The following is a 16,591-nucleotide window of genomic DNA, read 5'->3' as shown; positions in this document are numbered from 1 at the left end:
TGGTTGACAGCTCCGGGCGCAATAGGGTGACAGCATGGGCTTCATCGTCACCACGGGTGCCACCGGCCGCCTCGGCGGGCGGGTGGCCGCGCTGCTCGCCGCCGCCGGGATCGAGCAGCGGCTCGTCTCACGTCAGGCCGACCGCGTCGCCCCGCTCGCGGGCGCGACCGCGGTCAGCGCCGAGTACGGCGATCCGGGCGCGGTGCGGCGGGCCCTCGAAGGGGCCTCGACCGTGCTGTTCGTGTCCGCGTCGGAGAGCGCCGACCGCCTCGACCGGCATCGCACGTTCGTGGACGCCGCCCGCGACGCCGGGGTCACCCATCTGGTGTACATCTCGTTCTACGGCGCCGCCCCGGACGCCACGTTCACGCTGGCGCGCGACCATTGGGTGACCGAGCAGCACATTCGCGCCAGCGGCCTGCCCTTCACCTTCCTGCGTGACAACCTCTACGCCGACTTCCTGCCGGGCATGGCGGGGGAGGACGGCGTGATCCGCGGCCCGGCCGGGCAGGGGCGGGTCGCGGCGGTGGCCCAGGACGACATCGCGGAGGCGGCGGCCGCCGTCCTGCTGGACCCGGGCGCGCACGAGGGCGCGACCTACGACCTCACCGGGCCGCAGGCCCTGACGCTGGACGAGGTGGCCGCCGCGCTGACCAGGGCGACCGGGCGTACGATCACGTACCACCCGGAGACGGTCGAAGAGGCTTACGAGTCGCGCCGCGGCTACAACGCGCCCGGGTGGCAGGTGGCGGCGTGGGTGTCGACGTACGAGGCCATCGCCGCGGGTGAGCTGGAGGGGGTCAGCGACGGCATTCCCACGCTGACCGGGCACCCCGCGACCACGTTCGAGGAGCTCCTGGCCAAGGGCCAGGGCTAGTCCGGCCACCCCTCGCCCCAGCTCTCGCTGTTGCTGCAGATCTTCACGGTAGTGCTCTTCGTGAACCTCGTCGGGGTGACCACCTCGAAGACGATGTTGTACGTGCCGGCCCCCTTCCACGTGATGGACGGCAGCAGGGGTTTGGACGACGACGTGCCCTCCTGCCTGCCCTGGTTCTGGCCGTTGACGAGCCATCGGTAGCTGTAGGTGCCCGTGGCCGAGACCGTGGCCCAGATGTTCGTGTCGTTGCGCCAGCAGTCGCTCAGCTTGTAGCCCTCGTACCTGAAGGTCACGGACTTCACCCCGCCGCCGCCGCTGGTCGCGGTCGGTTTGGAGGTGCTGGGCCTGGTGGTGGGCCTGGACGTTCGGCTGACGGTGGGGTCGGCGGTGGGGCGGGTCGTGGTGGTGGCCTTGGGGGTTGTGGAGGTTTTGGGAGTTTTTGGGGTCTTGGGGGTTTTGGCGGTCTTGCTGGGGTGCGGGGTCTTGGCGGACTTCTTCGCCCCGGTGCCCGAGTCGGAGACGGTCGGGGTGGAGGCGGTGACGATGTTGGCGGTGGTGGCACGGCCGGGCCACCACGGCGCCCAGGCCCAGGCGGCCAGCACGGCGCCGGTCACGACGACCGCGGTGCCGCCGGCCAGGAACGCGAGGAGGCGGCCGTTGCCGGAGGTTCCCCGGCCGGGGTTGGTCTGGAGGTGGACGATCGGCGGCTGGTGCGGAAAGGGGCCGCCGGGGTGATGCGCGGGTCCCCGGCCCGGCCCATGAGGTCCGCCCGGGAAAGGCGCCTGACCAGGGACGGCCCCGTACCCGGGCCCTCCCGGAAACGCCGTCGGCCCTGGCGACACCCCTGGGCCTGGAAACGCCCCCGAGCCTGGGGACGTCGCTATGCTCCCGCGCCCTGACCCCAAGGGCGCTGAGCCCGGCGCTTGGAGGCCTGGGGCTTGCGGGCCTGGGGCTGGTGCGGCCAGGTGAACTGGTCGGCCCGGTGGCGGCGGCGGGGGTGCCTGGCCGCCGATCAGCTGGAAGAGGACGTCGTGCATGGCCGGACGGGCCGCCGGATCCTTGGCCAGGCAGGCGTACACGATCGATCGCAGCGGCTCCGGCACCCCACCGAGCTGCGGCTCCTCGTACTGGATCCGCCTGAGCACCGCGGGCACGGAGTCGTTGCCGAACGGCGGGGCGCCGGTGGCCGCGTACACCATGACGGCCCCCCACGCGAACACGTCCACCGCCGGACCCGCGGCGGCGCCCATGAACTGCTCGGGCGCCATGTACGCGGGCGTCCCCACGACGCTGCTGGTACGGGTCAGCGCGGCGTCCATGGCGCGGGCGATGCCGAAGTCGATGACGCGCGGCCCGTCGCGTCCGAGCAGGACGTTCGCGGGCTTGAAGTCCCGGTGCACGACGCCGGCCCGGTGGATGGCGGCCAGCGCGGTGGCCGTGGCGACGGCGAGCCGTTGCAGGTCGGCTCCGCTGTGGCGACCGGCCTGGTGGAGCGAGGGGCCGTCCACGTACTCGGTGACAATGTACGGCCGTGGGCCGCCCAGCGAGGCGTCCAGCACCTGGGCGATGCAGAACGGCTCCACCCGCCGCGCCGCCGCGATCTCCTTCGCGAACCGTCCGTCACCCGGCAGCCCCTCGTGCAGCGCCTTGACGGCGACCCGGGTGCCGTCGGGGGCGGTGGCCAGGTAGACCACGCCCTGGCCGCCCTCGCCGAGCTGCTTGACGACCCGGTACGGGCCGATGGCCTCCGGCGTCATCATGTCGGGATGGCACAGACGTTGAACGACACGCTCTTCTGCGCCGCCGACGGGGAGGTGACCTTGAGGGCGACCGTGTGGCGCCCGGCCTTGAGCATGTACTGGCCGGAGGTCGACGCGAACGCGGTGTATCCGCCCTTGGACACCCACGACCTGTTCCGCGAGACGGCCTTGCCGTCCAGCAGCCACGTGTAGGAGACCCACACCTCCTGCCGGGTCGACTCCACGTTGGTCTGGAAATGGATCGGCGGCATGTAGCAGCCGCTTCCCTGACTCTGCCCAGGGCCGCCGAACAGCTCGATCTCGAGGATGCTGACCCTGGCGTTCGCGACCGGCTTCTTGGTGGTCTTGGTGGGGGTGGGAGTCACGGTCGGGCGCGCCGTGGTGCGCTTGGGAGTGGGCGTCGCCGTCGGTGTCGTGGGCGTGACCTTGGGGGTGATCTTCTGGGTAGGTTTGGGAGTTTTCTTGCGGGTCTTCTGGGGCGGCGTCTTCGCAGCCGGAGGCTCCGAGATTTTGGTGATGGCGGACGAGCTGGGCTGATCGGCCGCGAACGACGCCTGGCCGGGCGGCTTCGACCAGGGCGCAAGCCAGACGAGGCCACCGATCAGCGCCACCACCATGACCCCCGACACCCCCACGGCCACCGGAAGCACGACCCGCCGCCCAACTGCCCCCCGCCGCCCCGGCCCCGGCCCCTGCCCAGGAATCGGTCCTTGGCCTGGCATCGGTCCTTGCCCCGGCAACGGCCCCTGCCTCTGCCCAGGAATCGGTCCTTGGCCTGGCATCGGTCCTTGCCCCGGCAACGGCCCATGTCCCGGCCCGGGAATCGGCCCTTGCCCCGGCACCGACCCCGGCATCGGCCCGTTCCCAGGCCCGAAACCCTGACCCAGCACCTGCCCCTGCCCTGGCACCGGCCCCTGACCCAGAATCTGACCCTGCCCCCATGCGGATCCTGGCATCGGACCCGGCCCACCGGAGTTCTGCCCGCTCAGCAACCGCAGGATGACATCCCGCATCGTCGGCCGGGCCTGCGGATCCTTGGCCAGGCAGTCGTACACGATGCCCCGTAACGGATGCGGGAGGTCGCCGAGCTGGGGTTCGTTGTGGAGGATGCGGTTGATGATGGCCGGCAGCGTGTCCTGCCCGAACGGCGGCGTCCCGTTGGCCGCCCACGCCATGACCGACGCCCAGGCGAACACGTCCGCCGCCGGCCCCACCGACTGCCCCGCCAGCTGCTCGGGCGCCATGTACGCGGGCGTGCCGACGATGCTGCTGGTGTGGGTGAGGGCGTCGTCCATGGCGCGGGCGATGCCGAAGTCGATGACGCGCGGGCCGCCGGGACCGAGCAGGACGTTCGCGGGCTTGAAGTCCCGGTGGACGATGCCCGCCTGGTGGATGGCGGCCAGTGCGGTGGCCGTGGCGACGGCGAGCCGTTGCAGGTCGGCTCCGCTGTGGCGACCGGCCTGGTGGAGCGAGGGGCCGTCCACGTACTCGGTCACGATGTACGGTCGTGGGCCGCCCAGCGAGGCGTCCAGCACCTGGGCGATGCAGAACGGCTCCACCCGCCGCGCCGCCGCGATCTCCTTGGCCAGCCTGTCGTCGAACCCCGCACCCTCGCGCAGCACCTTGACCGCCACGGGGTTCCCACCGGGAGCCTGCCCGAGGTAGACGGTCCCCTGCCCGCCCGCGCCCAGCCGGCCGAACAAGCGGTATTCCCCTACTGTCGCCGGGTCATCCTCCCGCAGCGGTTCGACTTGCGGCATGAGAGAAGTGACTCCTGAGACGGGGGCGGCTGATCGTTACGTACGATAGCGACTGCATATGGATTTGTGGCGAAGTTCCGGATCTGTCGGAAACCTTCCGGTGACCCGGGCCGCGGCCAGTAGGGTGAGATCATGCCGCTGACCACGGACGACGAGCTGGAGTACTCGCCCATCGTGGCCAACAGCCTGATGAACCGCGAACGCCGCCTCCCCTCCTACGACCGAGAGCTCGGCATCGACGTCATCAACGTGCTCCGCGCCACGCAAGCCCGGCCGGCGCGCTGGCTGGACCTGTGCTGCGGCACGGCGAACGCCCTCACCGAGGCCGCCGCACTGCTCGGACAGGACGCCGAGATCGTGGGCGTGGACCTCGTCGACTTCTTCGCCTGCCCGCCCAGCCCCCTACACCTGCGACTGATCGCCGCCTCCGCCGCCACCTGGCGCCCCGATGCCCCGTTCGACCTCATCACCTGCGTGCACGGCCTCCACTACATTGGCGACAAGCTTGCCCTCCTGGCGAAGGCCGCCGACTGGCTCACCGAGGACGGCCTCTTCGTCGCGAACTTCGACACCCACAGCATCCGCCTCCCGGACGGCGCCCCCGCCGGCCGCCGTCTCACCACCGCCCTGCGCTCGCAAGGAATGACGTATGACGGGCGCACCAGAAGGATCAGCTGCCGGGGCCGCAGACGCCTCGACTTCCCGTACCGCTACCTGGGCGCAGACGACCAGGCCGGCCCCAACTACACCGGCCAGCCCGCCGTAAACGCGCACTACACCCCTGCCTGACTCCCGGAACTGTCGGTAGGACCTGCCAGAGTGTCTCCCGATCTTCGGACCGGCACCGGCAACCAGGGACGAGTGCCGATGCCACGCGCGTCGAAAGGGGGCACGGTGTCCGATCGCAGCCGCCGGAGCACAACCGAGCCCCAGCCGCTCAACCCCACCGCACCCAACACCCACCACCCCTCCGTTGGCAACCCCCGCCACCTTGCCGCACCCGACGCCCGCCACCCGGCAGTTAGCGACCCCCGCCACCTCACGGCACCCGATGCCCACCACCTCGCGGCGCCGCTCGGCCCCAGCACCCCTGGTACCGAGGGTGTCGAGCCCGATCCCCGGGGCCCGGCCACCGCCCCTGATGTCGCCGTTCCAGCCGCCGAGACCATCGGGCGTGATGCCGGTGCTCCAGCCGCTACGGCCGACCATTCCGGTGTCGCCGTTCCAGCCGCTGCAGAGATCCAGCCTGATGGCGGCGCTCGGCTCGGCGCGGGTGGGCAGCGGGACGCTGGTGGCCAAGCGGTCTCGGCGCGGTCGCGTTCGATGTTCGCGCCGCTGGCGGCCAGGGGGTTCCGGCGCTACTACCTGGGTCAGAGCGCCTCCGCGGTCGGCGACTCGCTGACCCCGCTGGCGATCGCGTTCGCCGTCCTGCACCTCACCGGATCACCAGTGGACCTGGGGATCGTGGTCCTCAGCACCCGGCTGCCCGTCATCCTCCTGACCCTGCTGGGCGGCGCGGTCGGCGACCGGTTCTCCCGCAGGACCGTCATGTTGCTCGCTGACCTGACCCGCTTCGCCGCGCACGGCACGACGGCGATACTGCTGCTCACCGGTGCCGCGCACCTCTGGATGCTGGTCGCCCTGCAGTTGATCGCCGGTGCGGGATCGGCGTTCTTCGCCCCGGCCGCGGCGGGCCTCGTCATCGGGCTGGCCGGCAGGGAGCACGTGCAGACGGCCAACTCCCTGATCTCGATCTCGAGGAGCGCGGCGTCGATCCTGGCGCTCGGCGCTGCCGGAGCCCTGGTGGCGCTGGTCGGACCGGGCTGGGCCATCCTGGTCGACGCGCTGACGTTCCTGGTGAGTGCGGCCTTCCTTTACCGCCTGCCCCTTGAGACGGAACAACCGCGCCCGAGCGGTGGTGTGCTGGCCGGCATCGGCGGCGGGTTCGCGGAGTTCTCCCGGCACCGATGGCTGTGGGTGTGGACGATCCACAGCGCGCTCACGAACGTGCTCGTCGTCTCCCCGATTCTGATCCTCGGCCCGTACGTAGCCGACCAGCATCTCGGCGGTGCTCCCGCCTGGTCGGTCATCGGCATTGCGTACGCCGTCGGCGGGCTGGCCGGGGGCTTCGTCGGCGCCCGCTGGCGACCGGGGCGGCCCGTGGCCGCAGCGCTCCTCTTCTTCCTCCTGATGGCCCCGCTCCCGGCGCTGCTGGCGATCCCCGCCGCGCTCTGGTTACTGGCGCTCGCGGCGGCGGCCGCCGGCATGGAGCTGGTGGTCTACAACGTCCTCCAGACCACCTCGATCCAGCGCCACCTCCCGGAGGAATTCGTCGCCCGCGCCACCTCCGTCACCATGCTCGGCGCCCTCGTGGCCACCCCCGTCGGCATGGGCCTGGCGGGGCCCGCGGCGGCGCTGCTGGGCAGCGGGCCCGTCCTGAGCGTGTGCGCCGTGGCGGCGGTGCTTGTAACGGGTGTGAGCCTGCTGGTGCCGCCGGTGTGGCGTATTCGTGACGAGAGTGGATGAACTTTCCGCCGGGTCCGCCACTCGAAGCATGCGTATCGTTCGACACAGGGGAGATCATCGTGATGAAGGTGCTTGTGGCGGTCCTGGCAGGCGGGGCACTGCTCACCGCCGGCGCGCCCGCGTTCGCCCAGTCCGCCCAGACCACGCTCGGGCCGTACGGCTATGGCAAGGTCAAGCTCGGCATGAGCGAGAAGCAGGCCAAGGCGACCGGAGCGGTCGTGCTCAAGAGGGCCGGCGAGGCGGGCTCGTGCGCGGGGTGGGACCTGAAGGCGCTGCCCAGCGGTAAGGACAACGTGGGCCTGTACATCTCCAAGAAGCGCGGCGTGGCTCTGATCTTCGCCGCGAAGGGTGTCAAGACGCCCGAGGGCATCGGCCTCGGCTCCACGATGACGCAGATCAAGAAGGCGTACCCGGGGGTCAAGACGGCGGCCAGCGGCTATCCGTACGTGGGCGTCCCCGGCAACTCCAAGGCCAACTACTCGTTCCTGCTCTCCAAGGGCAAGGTCTACGAGCTGGCGCTCGTCCTCAAGACGCAGGACTGCGTCAACTGACAAAGCGATCCACACGGGGGTCGTAGGATCGCCCGCACCACGCCCCATCCCCGCCGCGGCCGAGGCGGCGCCGGGGGGTGAGGCGGCGTCGGGGGTGAGGCCGGGCCGGGGGTGAGGCCGCGCACCGCCGCCCGGGGGCCGTCAACGACAGGCGGTTCGACGCCCGCAGTCGGCTGGTGCCGGTCGGTGTCGCTCGGCGTCGGCGTCGTGATCCTCGCCGCCCGCCCCCGCGAGCCCGACGACCTGCGCGTCCGCGCGGATGCGATCGAAATCGGCGCGAACGAACGGACGGTTGGTGGCGGGACTACCGCGCCACCGAGAAGGGCGCCGGAGTGCGGTGGTCGGACCGTGGCGGTGCCGAGAAGGGCGCGGGCTGTGCGGTGGTCGGACCGTCAGGGTGCGGAGAAGTGCGCGGGCTGCAGTCGTCGGACCGTGGCGGTGCCGAGAAGGGCTTGGGCTGTGCGGTGGTCGGACCGTCGCGGTGTCGAGGAGGGCGCGGGCTGTGCGGTGGCTGGCCGTCAGGGTGCGGGCGTGGCGGGTGGATCGTCGCGGCGCTGGATGCGGATGCGGCGCCGCGACGACTGGCGATCGGCCGCGATACCTCTTCGACTGGCGATTGGCCGGGACCTGCGGCGATCTGCAGCGATTTGCGGCTCTGACCGCATTCGGCGGCGATCCACAGCTCTGACCGTGCTCAACGGCGATCCGTAGTTCTCTGGCCGGGCTTGGCGGGATCCGCAGCTCCGACCGTGCGCGGTGGCGAGCCGCAGCTCCTGGCCGCGTTCGGTGGCGAGCCTTAGGGAGTGGTCAGGGGAGTATGGAGCGGACGGCGTCCTCGGATCGGGCGACCACCGTTGTCCCGTCGTCGGCCGTGATGATCGGTCGTTGGATCAGGATCGGGTTCTCCGCCAGCGCTCCGATCCACCGATCACGGGTGTCCGCGTCGCGCGGCCAGGTGGCCATGCCGAGCTCGGTCGCCCGGGCCTCGCCGGTCCTGGTGATGTCCCACGGTTCGAGGCCCAGCCGGGTCAGGACCGCGCGGATCTCGGCCTCGTCGGGCGGGTCCTCGAGGTAGTGGCGCACGGTGTACTCGGCGGCCTCGGCGTCCAGGATGGACAGCGCGGAACGGCACTTCGAGCACGCCGGATTGATCCAGATCTCCATGACACCCGACAGTATCGAGTCAATGGGGGGTGAGCGGCAGCGACGCGGTCACGACCAGGCCGCCGCCCTCCCGGGGCCTTGCCTGGACGTCCCCGCCGTGAGCCACCGCCACCGACCGTACGATCGACAGCCCCAGCCCCGCGCTCCTGGCCGTGATCACGCGCTCGGCCCCGTGCCGGTGGAACGGCTTGAAGAGCTGCGGGATCTCGTACGGCGGCACGTCCGGCCCGGTGTTGCTGACCTCGACCTCGGCTCTCCCGCCCGAGCAGCCCGAGCAGCCCGAGCCGCCCCACCTTCCTGAGCTGCCTGAGTCGCCCGAGCCTCCCGAGCAGCCCCACCCTCCCGAGTCGCCCGAGCCGCCGGAGCCGCCCCACCCGTCCGAGCTGCCGGAGCTGCCGGAGCTGCCGGAGCTGCCGGAGCCGCCCGAGCCGCCCGAGGTGCACGAGTCGCCGGGCACGATCCGGCTTACCACCCGCACCCACCCGGTCCCGTCGTCCAGGTTGTGCCGGATGCCGTTCTCGACCAGGTTGTGCACCAGCCGTTCCAGCAACAGGGCATCCCCGACGGTAGGCGCCTGGGCGGTGACCTCGTACACGGTGACCTTGCAGTCGCGGGCGTCCGTGGCCGTCTGCCTGACCACGTGCGTCACCACGTCGGCCAGGTCCACCGGGGAGCGGTCCGTGATCTCCTGCTCCGACCTGGCCAGCAGCAACAGCCCGGAGATGAGCCGCTCGTGGCGGGCGTTGATCTCCAGCAGGCTCTCGCCCAGCTCCTTGATCTCCGCCGAGGCCGTACGGCGGTGCATGGCCAGCTCGACCAGCGCCCGGTTCAGCGTCAGCGGCGTGCGCAGCTCGTGGGAGGCGTTCGCCACGAACCTGCGTTGCCCGTCGAAGGACTGGTCCAGCCGCTCCACCATGGTGTCGAACGTGTCGGCGAGCGTCTTGACGTCGTCGTCCGGCCCCTCCAGCGCGATCCGCTCGTGCAGCCCGCGCTCGGCCATGGGCGCGGCGGCGATCCTGCGCGCCGTCTCGGTGACCCGGTGCAGCCGGGCCAGCACCCGTCCGGCGACCACCCAGCCGAGCCAGACGGCCACGGCGCCGACCACGACCAGCGCGATCAGGCCCTGGGTGAGCAGTGAGGTGATGGCCGCGCGGCGCAGCTCCAGCTCCTGCTGCCGCATCCACTCGTACGCCGCCGCGCCGGAGAGCTCGACGCCGTCCTGGACGAAGAACAGCTGCTTGGACTTGCCCGGCGGGGCGGTGAACCGGCTCTCGAACGACTGCGTCAGCTGCTGGTTGAACAGCAGATAGGTGACGCCGAGCAGGGTCAGCCCGGCGAGCATGAACAGGGCGCCGTACAACACGGTGAGCCGCAGCCGCAGCGTGGGCCGCGGCCGTACGAGCCGCTTCGGGAAGCTCATGCGATCCGGTACCCGACCCCTGGCACGGTCTCCACCACCGGCGGATCGGCGAGCTTGCGGCGCAGCTTGAGAATGGTGAGCCTGACCGCGCCCGTGAACGGGTCGGCGTGCTCGTCCCACGCCTTCTCCAGCAGCCGCTCGGCCGAGACCACGGTGCCGTTCGCCCGCATCAGCTCCGTCAGGACGGCGAACTCCTTCTTCGACAACGGGACGAACCGCCCGTTCCTGAAGACCTCCCTGCGCGCCGGGTCCAGCGTGATCCCGGCCCTGCGCAGCACCGGCGGCACGGCCGGCCGGGAGCGCCGCCCCAGTGCCAGGACCCGCGCGGCCAGCTCGGGGAACGCGAACGGCTTCGACAGGTAGTCGTCGGCCCCCAGGGACAGCCCGGTCACCCGGTCGTCGAGCTGGACGGCGGCGGTCAGCATCAGCACCCGCGCGTCCCGCTCGGACGCGACGAGCTCCCGGCATACGTCGTCGCCGTGCACGCGCGGCAGGTCCCGGTCCAGCACGACCACGTCGTAGTCGTTGACCGCGATCCGTTCCAGCGCCGCCTCGCCGTCGTGCGCCAGATCGACCGCGTGCGTCTCCTCGCGCAGCCACTCGGCGATCGCGTCGGCGAGCAGCGGCTCGTCCTCCACCACCAGCACCCGCATCGTGCACCTTTCTTCTGCTTACGGAGCCGAGTGTGGCGTAGACGGCATTTGCTCAAAATAAGCCCCAGCACGAACAGCGGACGGAAACGCTGAGGAAACAGCGGCCCCTATTGCATCTCCCCTCGAAGCACGTCCATTCGACGGAGGAGAACACCCATGCGAGGACCAGTCCTCAGCGCGATGGCCCTGGCGCTCACCCTGACCCTGGCCGCCTGCGGCTCGGGCGACGGCGGCGGCTCCGACGTGGCGTCGGTGTCCGGCACCGGCAGCCCGGCCGCGGCCGGCGCGAAGCCCAGCGAGGACCCGCACGAGCGCGGTCTCAAGTTCGCCCAGTGCATGCGCGAGAACGGCGTCGACGTCCCCGACCCCGAGCCCGGCAAGGGCATCATGATGAAGTTCGACGGCAGCGTCCCGCAGGAGAAGGTCGAGGCGGCCCAGCAGGCGTGCAAGCAGTACGCGCCGAAGATGGGCGGGGAGGGCGGCAAGGTCGACCCCCAGCGGGCCGAGGCGCTGCGCAAGGTCGCCCAGTGCATGCGTGACAACGGCGTCGAGTCCTACCCCGACCCCGAGGGCGGCATGGTGCGCATCAACGCCGAGGTCGGCCAGGACCCCGATTTCAAGTCCGCCCAGCAGAAGTGCGAGAAGGAGCTCTCTGAGGCGGGCATGGGAGGCATGTGATGGGGATGGCCACCATCGACGGGAAGGCGGAGCCCGGCTCCCCGCCCTCCCGGCCGCGCCGCCGGCGCGGCCGGGGCAAGGTGGTCGCCGGGCTCCTGATCGCGCTGGTCGCCGCGGGCGGCGGGTTCGTGGCGATCAACAGCGCCGGCCTGCTGAAGGGCGGCGCCGGCCCCACCCGGTCGGCCACCGCCCTGCCCCCGGCCACCACCGCGGTGACCAGGCAGACCCTGAACGACACCAGGGACGCCGACGGCGAGCTCGGCTACGGCCCCGTGACGACGGCGATGAGCAGGAAGCCCGGCACGATCACCTGGCTGCCCGACAGCGGCGCCCAGATCACCCGCGGCCGGTCGCTGTACCGGCTGGACAACCAGCCGGTCATGCTCATGTACGGCGACACGCCCGCCTATCGCGACCTCAAGATCGGCGTGGAGGGCAAGGACGTCGAGAACCTGGAGCGCAACCTCAAGAAGCTCGGCTACGACGGTTTCACGGTCGACGACGAGTACACCTACGACACCGCCGAGGCCGTCAAGGAGTGGCAGGAGGACCGCGGCCTGGACGAGACGGGCGTGGTCGAGCTGGGCCGGGTCGTCTTCGCCCCCGGCAAGGTACGGGTGGAGAGCCTGGAGTCCGAGGAGGGCCAGCCGGCCGCCCCCGGGCAGAAAATCCTGACTTATACCGGCACGTCCAAGGTGGTCACGGTCGAGCTGGAGGCCGAGGACCAGCGGATGGCCAAGAAGGGATCCAAGGTCCAGGTCACGCTGCCGGACGGCAAGGACGTACGGGGCAAGGTCACCGAGGTCGCCACGGTCGTCAAGCCCGGCGAGGGCCAGAACGCCGAACCGGAGACCCGGGTCGAGGCACTGGTCTCGATCGGCGACTCCAAGTCCGCCAAGGGGCTGGACAAGGCGGCGGTGGACGTCACGTTCACGGCCTCCCAGCGCAAGAACGTGCTGACCGTGCCGGTCGCGGCGCTGGTGGCGTTGCAGGAGGGCGGCTACGGCCTGGAGGTCGTCGAAGGCGGCCGGTCCCGCTACGTCAAGGTCGAGACGGGGCTGTTCGCCGGGGGACGCGTGGAGGTCAGCGGTGACGGGCTCACCGAGGGCATGACCGTGGGGATGCCGACATGACGTACCCCATGATCGCGCTGACGGACGTCTCCAGGACGTACCCGGGCGGGGTGGCGGCGCTGCGGTCGGTGTCGCTGCGCATCGAGCACGGCGAGCTGGTCGCCATCGTCGGGCCGTCCGGCTCGGGCAAGTCGACGATGCTCAACGTCGTCGGCACCCTCGACCGCCCGACGTCCGGGACCATCCACATCGACGGGTACGACGTCTCCAAGCTCTCCGACAACCAGTTGTCGGCGCTGCGGGCCACCACGATCGGGTTCGTGTTCCAGTCGTTCCACCTCGCCGCGAAGGTCCCGGCGCTGGACAACGTGGCCGACGGCCTCGTCTACACCGGCCTGAGCCGGTCGGAGCGGCGCCGCCGCGCGGCCAGGGCGCTCGAACGGGTGGGGCTCGGCCACCGGATGGACCACGAGCCGCACGAGCTGTCCGGCGGCGAGCGGCAGCGCGTGGCCATCGCCAGGGCGGTGGCGGGCGACCCGCCGCTGCTCCTGGCCGACGAACCGACCGGGGCCCTGGACTCGGTGTCGGGTACGGGGGTGATGGAGCTGCTGCACGAGCTGAACGCGAGCGGCACCACCATCGTGATCATCACGCACGACCGGGAGATCGCCGCCAGCCTGCCCAGGCAGGTGCGGATGCGCGACGGCCGGATCATCTCCGACACCGCGCGGGTCCCGCTGGAGGCGGTGTGATGACCGTCACGGAGGTGGCCCGGCCGAAGCTGTCCCCGGCCAGGATGCGGCCCCGCGACGTGATGCGCGTCGGGGCGGTCGGCCTGCGCACGCGACCGCTGCGGGCCTTCCTGTCGGCGCTCGGCATCGCCATCGGCATCGCGGCCATGGTGAGCGTGGTCGGGCTGTCGTCCTCGTCGGGCGCCGAGCTCGACCGTACGCTCTCCGCGCTCGGCACCAACCTGCTCACGGTCTCGTCCGGCACCACGCTCATGGGCGAGGCCGCGCAGATGCCGAAGGACGCGGAGGCGATGATCGAACGGATCGGCCCCGTCCAGGCGGTCTCGTCGATCGGGCGGGTGGGCGACGCCAAGGTCTACCGGTCGGAGGAGATCCCCGAGGCCCAGACCGGCGGCATGTCCACGTACGCGGCCCGCCTCGACCTGCCCGCCACCGTCGGCGCGACGCTGCGGAGCGGGACCTGGCTCAACGCCGCCACCGAACGCTACCCGGCCGCCGTGCTCGGCTCCTCCGCCGCCCGGCGGCTCGGCGTGGGCTCGGTCGGGCCCGACACGCAGGTGGTGATCGGCGGCGTCCGCTTCGCGGTCGTCGGGGTCATGAACCCGGTGGCGCTCGCCACCGAACTGGACAGCGCCGTCCTGGTGGGCTGGCCGGTGGCGGAGTCCAGGCTGGGCTTCGACGGGCACCCGACCACGCTCTACACCCGTTCGGAGGAGTCCAAGCTGGAGGCCGTACGCCAGGTGCTGGCCGGCACCGCCAACCCGGAGGCGCCCAACGAGGTGGACGTCTCCCGCCCGTCCGACGCCCTGGCCGCCAAGCAGGCGACCAGCCAGGCGTTCGCCAACCTCCTGCTGGGCGTGGGCGCGGTGGCCCTGCTCGTGGGCGGGGTGGGGGTGGCCAACACGATGGTCATCTCGGTGCTGGAACGCCGCGCCGAAATCGGCCTCCGCCGCTCGCTCGGGGCCACCCGGGGGCAGGTCCGCACCCAGTTCCTGGCGGAGTCGCTGCTGCTGTCGGCTTTGGGCGGGGGAGGGGGGATCCTCCTGGGGACGGGCGTCACGATGGGCTACGCGCTGTACAGCGGCTGGCCCTCCGTGGTCCCGGCCTGGGCCACCGTCGGCGGTCTGGCCGCCACCCTGGCCATCGGCGCCGCCGCCGGCCTCTACCCCGCCGTCCGCGCCTCCCGCCTGTCCCCGACCGAGGCCCTGTCCACGCCCTGACGCCCTCGGCGGCGTCAGTCGGTGGCGTAGCAGGTGGTCTTGCCGATGACCCGGACGCCGGGCCGGTCGCCGGAGAGCACGGTCAGCTCGAACGTCAGCCGCGTCTCGGGATTGCGCAGCACGGAAACGTCCTGATCGCCGTCCCGCAGGTCCAGGTCGTCGACCACCTTGTCGTACCCCATCGCCTGGAGCCGGTCCAGCAGCCCCGCGGAGGCGGAGGCGAGGTCGCTCTCGGCGCGGAAGTACCGCCGCACCTGCCCCGGCACGCACGAGTCGTCGTCCACCGGCGAATCGGTCGACAGCCGGAGGCCGGTGGAGGTGAGCAGGGCGCCGCCGTCGGAGTCGAGCTGCCGGGCGGCGTCTTCGAGAGTGGGCGGCTCGGAAGCCGTGCAGGCCGTCATCGCCGCGACGCAGAGGAGCACCGCGGATAAGCCGTGACGGCAGGCGTGCACGATCGGACCATATCCGAGATCGTCCGGCGCCACCCGCAAAAGAACGAAAACAGAATGATCAACGGCGCCGGCGGAGCCGGGCACGCAGGCCCAGGTCGTCCACGCAGGTGCCGAGGCCGAGCGCCACGCACTCCAGCGGCCGTTCCGCCCGCCGTACCGGCATGCGCAGGGACTCCCGCAGCCGCTGCGCGAGCCCCGCGAGCAGCGCGCCGCCCCCCACCAGCACCGCGCCGCGTTCCCCGAGGTCGGCGGTGAGTTCGGCGGGGCAGCCCCCGACGGTCTCCCGCGCCGCCCACACGATGGACTCGATCGCCGGACCGGCCGCCTCGCGGATCCGTTCCACGGGCAGCCGCACGTCGTGCTCGCGGCCGGTCTCCGGGTCCCGGGCGCGTACGGTCACGTGGCGGTGCGATGGGTCACCGTCGGCGCCGGCCTGGTGTTTGGCCGCCTCCGCCTCGCGTTCGTCGAGCGTGCGGCCGTGCTCGTGTTCGACCAGGCGGGCGATGGCCCGGTCCACGGCCCGGCCACCGCTCGGGACCGCCGTCGTGGTCACGGCCTCCCCGCCGGAGAGCACGGCGATCCTGGCGGAGTCGCGCCCGATGTCGATCACCATGCCCCCCACGTAGTCGCGGACGGGCAGGCCCGCGCCGAGCGCCGCCGCGAGCGAGTGCGGGATCAGCCGGATCTGCCTGGCCTCCGCCTCGTACGCCACGTCGCGCAGCGTGGCCCGCTCGATCGGCGTGGAGCCGTCGGGCAGGGCCATGACCAGGCGTGGCCTGGCGAGCGGGCGCCGGTGCACCTTGCTCAGGAAGTGCTTGACCAGCCGCCGGGCGAGGTCGCCGTCGGCCGGCAGGCCGCCGCTGACCGGCCAGCACGTCTCCTCGCCCGTCGCGTCGGCGCCGTACCCGATGACCTTGCCGGTACGGCCGTCGATCGTCACCGCGGAGGGTTCGTCGAGCACGATGCCCTTGCCCCTGGCGTAGATCCGCGTGCGGGAGCTCCCGAGGTCGATCGCCAGGTCGCGGCCGAGGAGACTCATGACGCGACTGTGGACGTGGCGATCGTGGCGGGCATGCCGGGTCTATTTCCTGGGCCGCTCCAACGCAACACCAGGAACGGAGTGGTTCCCCTTTACCCGGGCGGGCTCAGCGGCTCCTGAGGGCGGCCAGGGTCTCCTCGGCCCACTCGAGGCCGGTGCGGACCTGGGCCAGCCCGAGGCGCAGCGCGTACTGGCCGAGGTCCGCGGGCTGGCAGTCGAGGACCGCCAGCCGGGCCGCGTAGCCGGCCTTGATCCGCTCGACCACCGCGATCGCCTCCTCCGTGGACAGCAGCGGCAGCAGGAACGCCTGCAGCGCGGTCTCGTTGCGGACGACGAAGACGGGCTCGTGCTCCACCAGCCACGTGTGCAGCTGCCGCGCCCCCTCGGAGGTGATCGTGTAGATCTTGCGCCCCCTCACGCCCTCCGACGAGGCCTCGACCAGGCCGTCGGCCGCCATCTTCACCAGCTCGGGATAGATCTGCGTGTGCCCGGCCTGCCAGACGTGGTTGAGCGAGTGCTCGAACTTCTTGGTCAGGTCGTACCCGCTCGCCGGGCCCACCGCCTCGAGCAGTCCGAGAAGCGCGATCCGAAGGGACATGCGCGCCAGCATACCGAAGACTTGACATGTCAGGATTTACATATCAGTCTTCACATGTGAATGATGAC

Annotated in this window: 16 protein-coding genes; 8 read left to right on the top strand and 8 right to left on the bottom strand. The window is 71.7% G+C overall.

Translation table 11 applies throughout. From position 1 onward, the window contains the following. Positions 1-34: 34 nt before the first annotated feature. The gene (locus HD596_RS03355) at positions 35-877 is read left to right on the top strand and encodes an SDR family oxidoreductase (protein WP_185067824.1); all 843 of its coding nucleotides are present in this window, start codon (positions 35-37) and stop codon (positions 875-877) included. Here HD596_RS03355 and HD596_RS03350 read toward each other — a convergent pair. Both HD596_RS03350 and HD596_RS63510 read right to left on the bottom strand, forming a co-directional pair. After that, positions 874-2,637: a serine/threonine protein kinase gene (locus HD596_RS03350; protein WP_185067823.1), complete on the bottom strand. Its 1,764-nt coding sequence runs from the start codon at positions 2,635-2,637 to the stop codon at positions 874-876. The genes HD596_RS03355 and HD596_RS03350 overlap by 4 nt on opposite strands. After that, positions 2,634-4,397 carry a serine/threonine protein kinase gene (locus tag HD596_RS63510; protein ID WP_185067822.1) on the bottom strand — a complete coding sequence of 588 codons (1,764 nt, stop codon included), beginning with the start codon at positions 4,395-4,397 and terminating at the stop codon, positions 2,634-2,636. Before HD596_RS63510 ends, HD596_RS03350 begins: the two co-directional genes overlap by 4 nt. A gap of 132 nt (positions 4,398-4,529) precedes the next feature. Between HD596_RS63510 and HD596_RS03340 the strand changes: the two genes are divergently transcribed. The 3 genes from HD596_RS03340 (at position 4,530) to HD596_RS03330 (ending at position 7,474) form a co-directional block, all read left to right on the top strand. Next, on the top strand, positions 4,530-5,186 hold the full coding sequence (locus HD596_RS03340) for a class I SAM-dependent methyltransferase (RefSeq protein ID WP_185067821.1): 657 nt from the start codon (positions 4,530-4,532) through the stop codon (positions 5,184-5,186). A 534-nt stretch (positions 5,187-5,720) separates the two neighbouring features. Then, entirely contained in the window at positions 5,721-6,923 is a 1,203-nt protein-coding gene (locus tag HD596_RS03335; RefSeq protein ID WP_185067820.1) for an MFS transporter, read from the top strand. Between the two features lie 62 nt (positions 6,924-6,985). Continuing rightward, entirely contained in the window at positions 6,986-7,474 is a 489-nt protein-coding gene (locus tag HD596_RS03330; RefSeq protein WP_185078264.1) for a hypothetical protein, read from the top strand. Between the two features lie 807 nt (positions 7,475-8,281). Here HD596_RS03330 and HD596_RS03325 read toward each other — a convergent pair. From HD596_RS03325 to HD596_RS03315, 3 genes are read right to left on the bottom strand one after another with little or no spacing between them, the layout of a single operon-like run. Then, positions 8,282-8,638 carry an ArsC/Spx/MgsR family protein gene (locus HD596_RS03325; RefSeq protein ID WP_185067819.1) on the bottom strand — a complete coding sequence of 119 codons (357 nt, stop codon included), beginning with the start codon at positions 8,636-8,638 and terminating at the stop codon, positions 8,282-8,284. Between the two features lie 19 nt (positions 8,639-8,657). Then, positions 8,658-10,058 carry a sensor histidine kinase gene (locus HD596_RS03320; protein WP_185067818.1) on the bottom strand — a complete coding sequence of 467 codons (1,401 nt, stop codon included), beginning with the start codon at positions 10,056-10,058 and terminating at the stop codon, positions 8,658-8,660. Beyond that, the gene (locus HD596_RS03315; RefSeq protein WP_185067817.1) at positions 10,055-10,711 is read right to left on the bottom strand and encodes a response regulator transcription factor; all 657 of its coding nucleotides are present in this window, start codon (positions 10,709-10,711) and stop codon (positions 10,055-10,057) included. Before HD596_RS03315 ends, HD596_RS03320 begins: the two co-directional genes overlap by 4 nt. A 156-nt stretch (positions 10,712-10,867) precedes the next feature. Between HD596_RS03315 and HD596_RS03310 the strand changes: the two genes are divergently transcribed. From HD596_RS03310 to HD596_RS03295, 4 genes are read left to right on the top strand one after another with little or no spacing between them, the layout of a single operon-like run. Next, positions 10,868-11,389 carry a hypothetical protein gene (locus HD596_RS03310; RefSeq protein WP_185067816.1) on the top strand — a complete coding sequence of 174 codons (522 nt, stop codon included), beginning with the start codon at positions 10,868-10,870 and terminating at the stop codon, positions 11,387-11,389. Beyond that, positions 11,389-12,522, top strand: a complete 1,134-nt coding sequence (locus HD596_RS03305) for an efflux RND transporter periplasmic adaptor subunit (protein WP_185067815.1) — start codon at positions 11,389-11,391, stop codon at positions 12,520-12,522. Before HD596_RS03310 ends, HD596_RS03305 begins: the two co-directional genes overlap by 1 nt. Continuing rightward, the gene (locus HD596_RS03300; protein ID WP_281398138.1) at positions 12,519-13,214 is read left to right on the top strand and encodes an ABC transporter ATP-binding protein; all 696 of its coding nucleotides are present in this window, start codon (positions 12,519-12,521) and stop codon (positions 13,212-13,214) included. Before HD596_RS03305 ends, HD596_RS03300 begins: the two co-directional genes overlap by 4 nt. Further along, the gene (locus tag HD596_RS03295) at positions 13,214-14,434 is read left to right on the top strand and encodes an ABC transporter permease (RefSeq protein ID WP_246554103.1); all 1,221 of its coding nucleotides are present in this window, start codon (positions 13,214-13,216) and stop codon (positions 14,432-14,434) included. The genes HD596_RS03300 and HD596_RS03295 overlap by 1 nt, the downstream gene beginning before the upstream one ends. A 14-nt stretch (positions 14,435-14,448) precedes the next feature. Here the strand turns inward: HD596_RS03295 and HD596_RS03290 are convergent, their stop codons facing one another. The 3 genes from HD596_RS03290 to HD596_RS03280 all read right to left on the bottom strand — a co-directional run bounded on the left by HD596_RS03290 (position 14,449) and on the right by HD596_RS03280 (position 16,523). Next, positions 14,449-14,886 carry a hypothetical protein gene (locus tag HD596_RS03290; RefSeq protein ID WP_185067814.1) on the bottom strand — a complete coding sequence of 146 codons (438 nt, stop codon included), beginning with the start codon at positions 14,884-14,886 and terminating at the stop codon, positions 14,449-14,451. A 58-nt stretch (positions 14,887-14,944) separates the two neighbouring features. Next, positions 14,945-15,925 (bottom strand): rod shape-determining protein, encoded by a 981-nt coding sequence (locus HD596_RS03285; RefSeq protein WP_185067813.1) that lies wholly within the window; start codon positions 15,923-15,925, stop codon positions 14,945-14,947. A gap of 106 nt (positions 15,926-16,031) precedes the next feature. Beyond that, positions 16,032-16,523 (bottom strand): PadR family transcriptional regulator, encoded by a 492-nt coding sequence (locus HD596_RS03280; protein ID WP_185067812.1) that lies wholly within the window; start codon positions 16,521-16,523, stop codon positions 16,032-16,034. Positions 16,524-16,591: the final 68 nt, after the last annotated feature.

The sequence above is a fragment of the Nonomuraea jabiensis genome (assembly GCF_014204795.1).
Taxonomy (GTDB): Bacteria; Actinomycetota; Actinomycetes; order Streptosporangiales; family Streptosporangiaceae; genus Nonomuraea; species Nonomuraea jabiensis.
This window is presented reverse-complemented; position numbering and strand designations above follow the sequence as displayed.

What these genes read in the sequence shown, in the direction of transcription:
- HD596_RS63510 (WP_185067822.1), bottom strand. Translation starts at nt 4,397, where the DNA reads ATGCCGCAAGTCGAACCGCTGCGGGAGGATGACCCGGCGACAGTAGGG.
- HD596_RS03355 (WP_185067824.1), top strand. Translation starts at nt 35, where the DNA reads ATGGGCTTCATCGTCACCACGGGTGCCACCGGCCGCCTCGGCGGGCGG.
- HD596_RS03335 (WP_185067820.1), top strand. Translation starts at nt 5,721, where the DNA reads ATGTTCGCGCCGCTGGCGGCCAGGGGGTTCCGGCGCTACTACCTGGGT.
- HD596_RS03330 (WP_185078264.1), top strand. Translation starts at nt 6,986, where the DNA reads ATGAAGGTGCTTGTGGCGGTCCTGGCAGGCGGGGCACTGCTCACCGCC.
- HD596_RS03280 (WP_185067812.1), bottom strand. Translation starts at nt 16,523, where the DNA reads ATGTCCCTTCGGATCGCGCTTCTCGGACTGCTCGAGGCGGTGGGCCCG.
- HD596_RS03315 (WP_185067817.1), bottom strand. Translation starts at nt 10,711, where the DNA reads ATGCGGGTGCTGGTGGTGGAGGACGAGCCGCTGCTCGCCGACGCGATC.
- HD596_RS03295 (WP_246554103.1), top strand. Translation starts at nt 13,214, where the DNA reads ATGACCGTCACGGAGGTGGCCCGGCCGAAGCTGTCCCCGGCCAGGATG.
- HD596_RS03340 (WP_185067821.1), top strand. Translation starts at nt 4,530, where the DNA reads ATGCCGCTGACCACGGACGACGAGCTGGAGTACTCGCCCATCGTGGCC.
- HD596_RS03325 (WP_185067819.1), bottom strand. Translation starts at nt 8,638, where the DNA reads ATGGAGATCTGGATCAATCCGGCGTGCTCGAAGTGCCGTTCCGCGCTG.
- HD596_RS03285 (WP_185067813.1), bottom strand. Translation starts at nt 15,925, where the DNA reads ATGAGTCTCCTCGGCCGCGACCTGGCGATCGACCTCGGGAGCTCCCGC.
- HD596_RS03350 (WP_185067823.1), bottom strand. Translation starts at nt 2,637, where the DNA reads ATGATGACGCCGGAGGCCATCGGCCCGTACCGGGTCGTCAAGCAGCTC.
- HD596_RS03305 (WP_185067815.1), top strand. Translation starts at nt 11,389, where the DNA reads ATGGGGATGGCCACCATCGACGGGAAGGCGGAGCCCGGCTCCCCGCCC.
- HD596_RS03300 (WP_281398138.1), top strand. Translation starts at nt 12,519, where the DNA reads ATGACGTACCCCATGATCGCGCTGACGGACGTCTCCAGGACGTACCCG.
- HD596_RS03310 (WP_185067816.1), top strand. Translation starts at nt 10,868, where the DNA reads ATGCGAGGACCAGTCCTCAGCGCGATGGCCCTGGCGCTCACCCTGACC.
- HD596_RS03320 (WP_185067818.1), bottom strand. Translation starts at nt 10,058, where the DNA reads ATGAGCTTCCCGAAGCGGCTCGTACGGCCGCGGCCCACGCTGCGGCTG.